A 9,849-nucleotide genomic window follows, 5' to 3' on the forward strand; every position below is an offset into this window, starting at 1 on the left:
GCTCTTGGACTTGTTGGTCGGCTTGATTGCGGCGGTCTTTTGCTTTTTGTTCTAGTGCATCATAGCGACCTAGGTCGAGGATATCTGCGAGAATTTTCTTCCGGTCGGAAACCGTTTGCTTTGTAAACTCATCGGCCCTACCCTGCTGAATGTAGGCAGAATTAATAAAAGTCCGATAGTCCATTCGAAGGATGCGTTTTATTTGGCGGCCAGTTTCACGAAGTCCTTGGCCTGTAAGTGGCCGCCATGTTGGTGATGGTTGCGAGGCATGAGATTGAAGACCGGTTGTCTTTTCTTCGATTTGGCTGTTATCTGCAATATAAAGTTCCCAAACGCCAGAGGAACTTTTCTTGCTACGCCCTCGAATAACGCGGTATACGTCATCACCAAGTTGGAAATCAAAAACAACTCGCATCTCATCTGAACCAAGGCGGATTAGTTCATCGTCTGAGGCGCGAGCTTCTCCCCAAAGCGCCCAAGTAATTGCATCGAGGAGTGCAGATTTACCATTGCCGTTGTCGCCAGAGAGGCAAGCGATGTGGATACCCCGCAAGACAAGAGGCGTCACATTTTCGCCGTAAGACATAAAGTTTCGAAGTTCTAATCTAAGTGGAATCATGGTTTCACCTCTGGCATTTGTCAGCTTACTGTATATATTTTTCTGATTTGACTGCCTTTATGTTATGCTTTCTTCCGCTATTAGTTCTTGAATCAACGGCCGAGCGTAATCCATTAATTCGGCCTTACGTTTTCGGTAATCTTCTCTTGTCTCGAAGTACATTTCAAGCGCCCTAAGAGGATCGAGTGATTCCGTTAATAGTTTATTTCGGATGGTTTCCTTGTCGCGAATAATGCGTTTTGTTATAGGCAAAACGTAGAATGCAGGGGAAAGCGCTCTTTGGATGTCCGAATCGCGGACAAAAGGTAGTTTGTTAGCGGAGATGTGATAAATCAACTTGACAACAGCATCGTCTATCCGCTTTGAGGAAATTTCGTCGAGAATGCGTTGGGTTGGGTTATCAACATCTGCATCCACTTCAATTTCGACAAATCTCCTCGCTGGCACACTGACAAACTCATAAGATGCGGATCCTTTCTCAACCTCGACGATAACGATTCCCTTTTCCTCATCCTTCTCACTGAAGTCTATGCGCTCAATGCTTCCACAATAGACTACAGGCGGATGCCCCCTCTTGTTTAAATCCTGATGTTTGTGGATGTGTCCCATTGCTACATAGTCGAAAGCAGGATTTGCGACTGCGCTTACCAGCAACTCGGGCTCAGCAACGTTTAAATAGGAGCTTTGGGAACTGACTTTTGAATTTTTTATCCAGAAATGGCCTAATAAGACAGAAGGGATAGATGGGTTTAACTGCCGAGCCAAATAAGCAATGTAGTCGGTATACTTTCTTACCATCAAATCAGTGGTTTCTTCTATGGAAAGATTGCGCGTTTCTTCGCGTGAGAGAACATTGCTTCTTAAAAGGTATGGCATTGCGGCTATCTGAATTGGTCCAGCAGTGGTTTCAACAAGAAGGATTTCTGGTTTACTAAGCACATGCACGTTCTTCACACCAATCGTGCGATATATTTCGATTGCATTTGCACGAGCTCTGGAGTTAGGCAAATCGTGGTTGCCCGTAAGCATTACGATTGGCAGTCCTGCGTCGGTAAGTCGTCGGATGCACGAGGCAAACTCTCGCTGGTGTGTTTGGTTTGGATCTCTAGATTTGTATGCATCCCCAGCAAAGAGCGCTAAATTCACTCCTGCTTCGAGTGCTTTGTCAATTGCCGCGTTAAGGGATCGCGAAAAGTCTGTGAGGCGAGAGTTAAGGCCTGTCTCTGGGTCAATTTTTCCATAGTTCTCGATGCCGAGGTGGACATCACCGAAGTGCATTATCTTGATTTTGCTCATTATTCTCGCACCGCCCAAAGCGTGGTTTTGTCGGTTATTTTAAGGTAATTTTTTGGAATTTTGCTAAAAATTGTTGCGCTTGCAAATAGATAACAGTTAAAAATGCTTGAGAAAGGCATCACAAAACAGCTTCAGTGAGCTGTCTCTTAGTACAATAATAACATGAAACTTTGGTGTTTTCTATATCAATCTTCATCTTATGCAACTAGTTGCATACTTGATAAAACAATGGAGAAGTTTGTAAACAGCTAACGATGGGAACATTACTCCTAAAAACAATTTTAGGAGTAACTATCATGGAGATACTCGTTTTATTTGATAGCAAGGGCGGAAATGTATATGAGCTAGCCAAAGCCATCGCTGAGGGCATTGAGCAAGTGGAAGATGTAAAAGCACGCATGCGATGGGTTAAAGAGACGACTCCGATGGAGGTAATTCGGGCAAACGAGATTTGGTCTAAATTCTACGACTTCAAATCAAATGAAATAACCCAAGCTACTCTTGATGATTTGGTTGAAACGGAGGGTCTAGCACTGGGTTGTCCAACTAGGTTTGGGAATGTATCACCTGCAATGGGCAATTTTCTCGAATCTACAGGTCCACTGTGGTCAAAAGGTGTGCTTGTGGGAAAGGTTGCTGGTGTATTTACAAGCACGAGCACGATGCATGGCGGGAATGAAGCAACCCTAATTACTATGATGGTTCCACTTATGCATTTGGGGTATATAATTGTGCCCATGGGATATGTGGAACCGAATGTTGCGTCAACTGACAGAGGTGGTACTCCTTATGGTCCTTCGTCAGTCTCGGGTCTTGGAGAACCGACTCCAACTGAAAAGGAATTATCGATTGCGCGAGCGTTTGGTAGGAGGCTAGCAGAAACCACAAAAAAGCTGAGGTCCTGATATGACACTGGTCACAAGCAAAGAGATTGTTACGAAAGCATTGGCAGGACATTATGCGGTAGGTGCGTTCAATGCCGTAAACATGGAAACCGCACAAGCAATAATCGGTGCAGGTGTTGCGGAAAACAGCCCTCTTATCATGCAGGTTACCCAAACTACTTTGAATTATACAGACCCTGAGGAATTGGCGGCATTAATGAAAGTCCTGATAGATCGCGTAAATATCCCTGTTGCCCTTCATCTTGATCATGGGCGGACGTTTGAGATTGTAATGAAGTTTCTAAGGCTTGGATTTACTTCAGTGATGATTGACGGTTCGTTGCAGCCTGATGGGAAGACGCCGAGGACGTATGAAGAGAATGTAGAAGTAACCCGCAAGGTTGTCGAGGCAGCTCATGCAATTGGAGTGACGGTCGAGGGTGAGCTTGGTACTCTTGGGCAGATTGGTGAGGAAATCACTGATATTTCTGGAGCATTGACCGACCCAAATCAAGCAGCACGCTTCGTGGAAGATACTGGGGTTGACATGTTAGCTGTGTCTATTGGCACCACTCATGGTCTCTATCGAGGGACACCGTTTATTGATGTTGAGAGAGTAAAAGCAATTTCAGACAAAGTTGGCATCCCCCTTGTTATGCATGGCGGTTCATTTACTCCTGATGAAGATGTTCGTGCGGCGATTCGGTTTGGGATTGCTAAGGTAAATATTGATACAAATATCCGTGTAGCATTTTTCGAAGCCGTTCGAGACTGCATTGTCAAAATTGAGGCTGAGCATGAAGAAGCTGATAGAGCAGGCGTGCCACGTAAATATGATATTCGCAAAATACTCCAACCTGCAAGAACAGCAATGCAGGCAGTAATCGAGGATAGAATACGTGTTTTTGGAAGCTCAGGAAAGGCAGAATAAATTATGGCTATAAGCGAGAAACGAGCAATACTGACAAAAAATGAGCTAATCTCGATGTATAAAGAAATGCTTTTGATTCGCACTTTTGAAGAAAAGGCTGCCGAGATGTATACGAGGGGCAAAATTGGTGGTTTTCTCCATCTTTACTCAGGCCAAGAAGCTGTGGCGGTTGGTTTTATTTCTGCTTTGCGCCCGGATGATTACGTAATTGGCGCATATCGAGAACACGGCCAATGTATAGCGAAGGGCACTGATCCAAAATATGTTATGGCGGAGCTTTTTGGCAAAGTTACTGGTATTTCAAAGGGCAAGGGTGGTTCAATGCATCTTTTCGACATAGAGAAAGGTTTCCTGGGAGGACACGGAATAGTCGGTGGAGGTATGCCGCTTGCCGTTGGAGTTGGATTAGCAATTAAGTACAAGAAAGAGGACAAAGTGTGCATTTGCTTTTTCGGTGATGGTGCGGTAAACGAAGGAGCTTTTCATGAAGCTATGAATATGGTTGCTCTTTGGAAGCTTCCGGTCATCTATGTTCTGGAGAACAACCTATATGGAATGGGCACGCCAATATATAGAGCCTCCTCGATTCCTGACCTAATTCGACGTGCGTCTTGCTATGATATTGAACGTGAACAAGTAGATGGTATGGATGTTCTAGCAGTTAGAGATACAGCTGAAAGGTCGATAAGACTAGCGCGAGAACATAGCGAGCCACGCTTCATCGAGGCGATTACATATAGGTATAGGGGACATTCGGTTGCCGACCCGGGTCAGTATCGAACAAAAGAAGAGGTTGAGGAATGGCGAAAACGTGACCCTATTGTACGGATGGAAAAATATCTAAAAGATAACCTATTCATAACCGACGATGATTTAATCGCAATACGCGATGAGGTGAATGCTAAGGTTCAAGAGGCAGTGGACTTTGCTGAGTCTAGCCCATTTCCGCCGCCAGATGCCTTATATGAGGATGTGTACGCCTAAAGCTTATGGCTAAAGTTCGGTTTTGAAGTCAAGCAATATATTTAAGTTAAGTGCAGGAGAGCATTCAATGGCGCAGACAATTACTTACCGAGAAGCATTAAACCAAGCTCTGAGAGAAGAAATGAGGCGTGACTCAAATATCCTTGTGCTTGGTGAGGATGTTGCGGCGTATGGCGGCGCATTCAAGGTTACAGAGGGTCTGTTACAAGAATTCGGACCTGAGCGTGTTATCGATACCCCAATTTCTGAAGAAGCTATTGCTGGGACAGGTATTGGGGCGGCAATGGTGGGACTCAGACCTGTTGTAGAAATGATGACGATTAACTTTACAACATTGGCGATGGATCAAATAGTAAATCATGCTGTGAAACTCCGGTATATGTCGGGCGGTCAGATTAAAATACCATTGGTCATACGTGCTGCACAAGCGGCTGGGCTTCAACTTGGTGCCCAACATTCGCAAAATTTGGAATCTTGGTATGCTCATGTCCCGGGTCTTAAAGTGGTAGCGCCTTCGGTGCCAGCTGACGCAAAAGGCCTTCTGAAGAGCGCCATCCGAGATGGCAATCCTGTAATGTTCATCGAGCATGAAGCCCTATACAATGCAAAAGGCAATGTGCCGGATGGTGAGTACTTGACACCACTTGCTAAAGCGGAGGTAAAAAGGCAAGGCAAAGATGTGACTATTATTTCCTACCTAAGGACTTTAATTTTGGCTATGAAAGCAGCCGAGCATCTAGCAGATTTAGGAATTGATGCGGAAGTTGTGGATGTTCGCACCCTCAGGCCTCTTGATACAGAAACTATTGTGGGTTCGGTAAGGAAAACTCATCGTGCCGTTATTGTCGAAGAAGATTGGAAGTCGGTTGGAATGGGCGCAGAGATTTCAGCTCGAATTCTTGAAGGAGCTTTTGATTACCTTGACGCGCCAGTAATGCGAGTGGCGCTTGCCGAGGTACCGATGCCGTATTCGAAGCCGCTCGAACAGCTTGCTGTGCCATCGCAAGATGACATAGTAATGGCGGTAAGGCAAATCATGGGGAAGGCATAAAGAATTAAATGGGTGCAAATAAAGTTAATGGAGGAACGATAATGCCTGCAATCACCATGCCAAAGATGAGCGACACAATGGAAGAAGGAAAAGTCATTAAGTGGTTAAAGCATGAAGGCGACCGTATTAGTGAAGGTGATGTTATTGCCGAAATCGAAACTGACAAGGCAAACGTTGAAATGGAGGCATTTCAATCAGGAATTTTAAAAAAGATCCTTGTGCCTGAAGGAGAAACAGCCCCTGTGGGAGCAGCAATCGCCGAATTGGAAGCTGTTGAGACAGTCCCCCAGTTCGAAGTTCCACAGCAGCCTGAGGTTGTTAGTGAACAACCGCCTAAAACAGCTGAACCCACAATTGAAATTGCCCCGCCATACATTGGAGAAGGGTACAAGCCTTTAGCTGAGGTTGCCGAGGAAAAGCATGTTCTCGCATCGCCGTTGGCACGGCGCATGGCAGCAGAGTTGGGTATTGATTTGTCGAAAGTCAAGGGAACTGGCCCAAATGGTCGGATAACCGAGGCTGATGTAGTAGCTTATGCAAGTCAGGCTCAGGCGGCTGCTCCCTCAGCTCCGCCTCCACCTCCGCCTCCATCAGTGGCAGCTGTTCCTCCTATTGCTGAGGTACCTTCCGAAGAGGTCGAACTTAGCAAGATGCGAAAAACAATTGCGCACCGTATGTCCGAAAGCAAGCAAACTATCCCTCATTTTTATGTAACCACAGAGGTTGAAATGGACTGGGCGTCTCGCGTTCGTGACGAACTGAACTCAATAGAAGATGCCCAGGAAAGGATTTCATTTACAGATATGGTAATAAAAGCTTGTGCTCTGGCGCTAGCGCAATTTCCTGAAGTAAACTCTTCCTATAAAGAAGACAAACTTATAATGCACAAAGAAATTAATATTGGAATGGCAGTAGCGCTCGAGGATGGCCTAATAGCTCCTGTTATTCACAATGCAGATAAAAAACCTCTCAGGGAAATCGCTGTAGAAACGAAAAGGCTTGCAGAGCACGCACGTTCAAATACCCTACGTGCATCTGAATATACTGGGGCGACTTTTACTGTTTCTAATTTGGGAATGTTCAATGTAGAAAACTTTGTAGCGATTATAGATCCACCCCAGGCGGCGTCATTAGCCATTGGCACAATTATGGAACGCCCAGTTGTTATTGATGGGGAAATTACTATTTCCAAACGAATGAAGGCAACCTTGTCTGCGGATCATCGCGTTCTGGATGGAGCTAAAGCTGCTATATTCCTTAATGAGGTGCGGAAAAGGCTTGAGTCCCCAATTGGACTTATATGACATCAAGAGCCTGCATTCAGGAATAGTTAGCATTAAATTACTAAACATCCTCTTGACACCCCAAAACTTGCATGGTATTACTTTTTGCAAACGGGTAGCCATTTAAATGCGTGCCGTAACATACGAAGAGCTTAGAATACTTTCGGATATTATTTACGTTGCAAACTCGGATATCTTTTCACCGTCAGCGTGGATGGAGATCATTGACTTATTGAGGAAGTTAACGCCCGTTGATGCTTTAGGTGCTGTTTTTCTCGATATCCGAACTTGTAAACCCGAACGCCATGTATCATATAATATAACCCCAACTTTCTTCGAAAGATATGCTAACTACTATCACGCCAGAGAATTGACCCTCTTGCCCGCCCTGGCAAGAAACCTCCATGCTTGGCGGCCTACCGATATTGTCCCAAAGAATGTGTGGGAGAATTCTGAAGTCTACAATGACTTTTTGCTTCCAGAGGGATTGCGCCATGCGTTAACAACTGCTCTTAACGCTGGTCAGGATGTTCATGCTAGGATATACATGGCGAGAGGAAAAGGCAATGCGCCATTTTCGCAAAAAAGACGTACATTTTCTAGGTATTTTGCAAACACATTTTGTTAGCGCCCTGCGCCGTGCCAAACTTTTTGAGGAAATACTTAGGACAAAGAATACTTTGGAGGGCGCATTCGACAAAGCACCTATGCCAATTTTTATTTTCGATGATTCCGCAAAGCTCATCCACATAAACCAAATGGCGGAATCTATTTGCGGTGGCATAAATAAGCAGGAAAATCTTGATAGGATTGTCAGTGCTGTGTCTATGCTGATAAAAGAGCAGCAATTGGCAGAAAAGATTTGCATACCACCTCGAGAGTGCATATGTTATATTGGAAACCAAGCTTACCGACTCGGCGCATACTTATTTCAGGCATCTTGCTGTCGGAAGTATTATGTCGTACCTGTTGTAAGCGCTATGGATTATTTGCGGTTTGCTTATAACAGAGCTGTAAACCAATATGGTTTGACGCATTGCGAGGCAAACATTTGCGCTATGCTTATTGCAGGCCTTTCTGATAAGGATATTGCAAGAAGATTGAATGTTGACATTGAAATTGCTATAACACGAGTTAAATCTGTTTTCGACCGCTTACGTGTATCGTGCGTATCCGAGTTAGTGGATAAGCTAATTGGTGATTTCCGTCCCAAGGTCAACAACCAAGACCGCTGAGATTTATCGCCAAACTGTCTTTAAATCCAACATCACTTGTAAATCGTCCGAAGGAGAACCAGTCGCTTGGGAGCTGAACCAGTCGGTGTATTGACCTGTTAGTGTGATGAACTGTTCGGGGCTAACTTGGTAGTCATATTTCAACTTGTAGGTTCTTGCGTGCGAAGTCCCGCTTGGACTCGAAACCCTGTCGTAACTATAGGATGCCTCGAGTATTCCTAGCGAAGAGGTCTTGCCCGAAATTCCAAAGCTCAGCACTCGCTTCTCCGTGCTTTGCTGGTAATTTTCAAAGACATCATAGGCTCCAACAAACCCAAGTCTCCTGGTAAGTGGTGCAGTAAACCTTAGGTGTTCCTCGCCAATAGGCTCCAATGTCCCATTTGGTTGTTCTTTATAGGAGAAATAGTTGTATTCGAGCTTTGACTTCTCGCCGAATTTGAAATCAGCGTTATATTTGCGCACTAGGGCTGAAGGGGCTGAACCGGGGTCAAGCACCTTGTATGCAAGCGAATAGTGCAATCGCTTGGAAGGATTAGGATCGCCCACCATGCTAAACGCCCTCACAATCGGTGTTTTGCCATCTTTAGTTATCTGGCCTAAGTATTCGGCAGTTATGCGATGTTGTAGGAAGTTAGTCTCAATTTTTGCCGATTTTGTGCGAGTCTCGATTTTATCTGCTTTGCGGACTTCGGAAAAGGCAACGCTCCATGCTGTTGATTTGAATGGCCCTAAATCGGTAGGGCAAGTCGGTGTTAGGCTGAGTTCTCGAACTTTCCCAGTAGTTGAGCCATTGGATAGAGTTTCGCCAAATCTGGCAGAAAGGCTAAGGCTATTAAAGACCTTTCCCGCTAGGCTATAGTCCTGTGCAATTGTTTCGGCTTTGTCCGTTTTTATAATTGAGCGCACACCTTTGAAGTTTAGCGACTTTGTAAGCACCGAATCTAACTTCAAGACCTGGGTGTCCTCAAATGTTCCGTCACTTCTTTTCACGTTCTTCCAATCGCCAGTTAGGATAATGGCGCGTCCTGGAAGTGTGTTGAAATGGACTGTACGCGTCTCAAGTGTTTTCTCTTCTCCAGAGGCGGAGGTGCTTTTTGTTGTGTCAATCATTGCATTAAGAGAGATGAAGCCTGATGTATTATCCAAACGCAACATGTTTCGGGTCAGGCAGTCTTCCAACTCATTCTTGCCATACGTTGTTTCGTCGCGGAACATTGTCAACTTCAAATTCTTAGAAGGCGTCAGTACCAAGTTGTTTGTTGATTGCTTATGGAAACGACCGTCTGTTGCATGTTTTGCATTTATAAACGAGCTATCAATCGCAAAAAGCTTCTTGGATGACTCATAGTGCCCCGCCCAGTCGAAACGTCGAAATCCTTGCTCTGTTGCCATTAGCTTTTTATCTGAATCTGCCAGGTCCATGACTCTAGTGAACTCCGGGTCCATGTTTCGCAGGTTACCCCTAATCCAGAATCCATTGCCGATTAAATCAAGACCGTATTTGACCAAGGCAGCATTGTTTTCCGTAATACGAGAGAAAGAAGTTCTTAATTTTGTTGATGGATT

Annotated in this window: 10 protein-coding genes; 7 read left to right on the plus strand and 3 right to left on the minus strand. The window is 44.9% G+C overall.

Going from position 1 to position 9,849, the window contains the following annotated elements; translation table 11 throughout:
- A partial coding sequence (locus tag K6T99_12895) for an SMC family ATPase (protein MCL6520717.1) occupies nucleotides 1-619 on the minus strand: 619 nt, incomplete at its 3' end.
- Between the two features lie 57 nt (nucleotides 620-676).
- Complete coding sequence (locus K6T99_12900) at nucleotides 677-1,915, minus strand: exonuclease SbcCD subunit D (protein MCL6520718.1); 1,239 nt, start codon at nucleotides 1,913-1,915, stop codon at nucleotides 677-679.
- Nucleotides 1,916-2,208: 293 nt separating this feature from the next.
- Here K6T99_12900 and wrbA point away from each other — a divergent pair, with 293 nt between their 5' ends.
- From wrbA to K6T99_12935, 7 genes are all read left to right on the plus strand, one after another.
- A complete protein-coding gene (gene wrbA / locus K6T99_12905) occupies nucleotides 2,209-2,820 on the plus strand; it encodes an NAD(P)H:quinone oxidoreductase (GenBank protein MCL6520719.1) in 612 nt (203 codons plus the stop codon).
- Between the two features lies 1 nt (nucleotide 2,821).
- Nucleotides 2,822-3,730, plus strand: coding sequence for a class II fructose-bisphosphate aldolase (locus K6T99_12910; protein MCL6520720.1), 909 nt, complete (start codon nucleotides 2,822-2,824; stop codon nucleotides 3,728-3,730).
- A 3-nt stretch (nucleotides 3,731-3,733) separates the two neighbouring features.
- On the plus strand, nucleotides 3,734-4,714 hold the full coding sequence (gene pdhA, locus K6T99_12915) for a pyruvate dehydrogenase (acetyl-transferring) E1 component subunit alpha (GenBank protein ID MCL6520721.1): 981 nt from the start codon (nucleotides 3,734-3,736) through the stop codon (nucleotides 4,712-4,714).
- Nucleotides 4,715-4,781: 67 nt separating this feature from the next.
- Nucleotides 4,782-5,765, plus strand: a complete 984-nt coding sequence (locus tag K6T99_12920; GenBank protein ID MCL6520722.1) for a pyruvate dehydrogenase complex E1 component subunit beta — start codon at nucleotides 4,782-4,784, stop codon at nucleotides 5,763-5,765.
- Between the two features lie 38 nt (nucleotides 5,766-5,803).
- Nucleotides 5,804-7,069, plus strand: a complete 1,266-nt coding sequence (locus K6T99_12925; protein MCL6520723.1) for a 2-oxo acid dehydrogenase subunit E2 — start codon at nucleotides 5,804-5,806, stop codon at nucleotides 7,067-7,069.
- Between the two features lie 106 nt (nucleotides 7,070-7,175).
- Nucleotides 7,176-7,676: a hypothetical protein gene (locus tag K6T99_12930; GenBank protein ID MCL6520724.1), complete on the plus strand. Its 501-nt coding sequence runs from the start codon at nucleotides 7,176-7,178 to the stop codon at nucleotides 7,674-7,676.
- Nucleotides 7,615-8,283 (plus strand): helix-turn-helix transcriptional regulator, encoded by a 669-nt coding sequence (locus tag K6T99_12935; protein MCL6520725.1) that lies wholly within the window; start codon nucleotides 7,615-7,617, stop codon nucleotides 8,281-8,283. Before K6T99_12930 ends, K6T99_12935 begins: the two co-directional genes overlap by 62 nt.
- 3 nt (nucleotides 8,284-8,286) lie before the next feature.
- Here the strand turns inward: K6T99_12935 and K6T99_12940 are convergent.
- Nucleotides 8,287-9,849: hypothetical protein (locus K6T99_12940; protein ID MCL6520726.1), on the minus strand; the 1,563-nt coding region annotated here is incomplete at its 5' end.

This window comes from Armatimonadota bacterium (assembly GCA_023511795.1).
Classification (GTDB): domain Bacteria; phylum Armatimonadota; class UBA5829; order DTJY01; family DTJY01; genus JAIMAU01.

What these genes read in the sequence shown, in the direction of transcription:
- K6T99_12900 (MCL6520718.1), bottom strand. Translation starts at nt 1,915, where the DNA reads ATGAGCAAAATCAAGATAATGCACTTCGGTGATGTCCACCTCGGCATC.
- K6T99_12910 (MCL6520720.1), top strand. Translation starts at nt 2,822, where the DNA reads ATGACACTGGTCACAAGCAAAGAGATTGTTACGAAAGCATTGGCAGGA.
- pdhA (MCL6520721.1), top strand. Translation starts at nt 3,734, where the DNA reads ATGGCTATAAGCGAGAAACGAGCAATACTGACAAAAAATGAGCTAATC.
- K6T99_12920 (MCL6520722.1), top strand. Translation starts at nt 4,782, where the DNA reads ATGGCGCAGACAATTACTTACCGAGAAGCATTAAACCAAGCTCTGAGA.
- K6T99_12930 (MCL6520724.1), top strand. Translation starts at nt 7,176, where the DNA reads ATGCGTGCCGTAACATACGAAGAGCTTAGAATACTTTCGGATATTATT.
- K6T99_12935 (MCL6520725.1), top strand. Translation starts at nt 7,615, where the DNA reads ATGCGCCATTTTCGCAAAAAAGACGTACATTTTCTAGGTATTTTGCAA.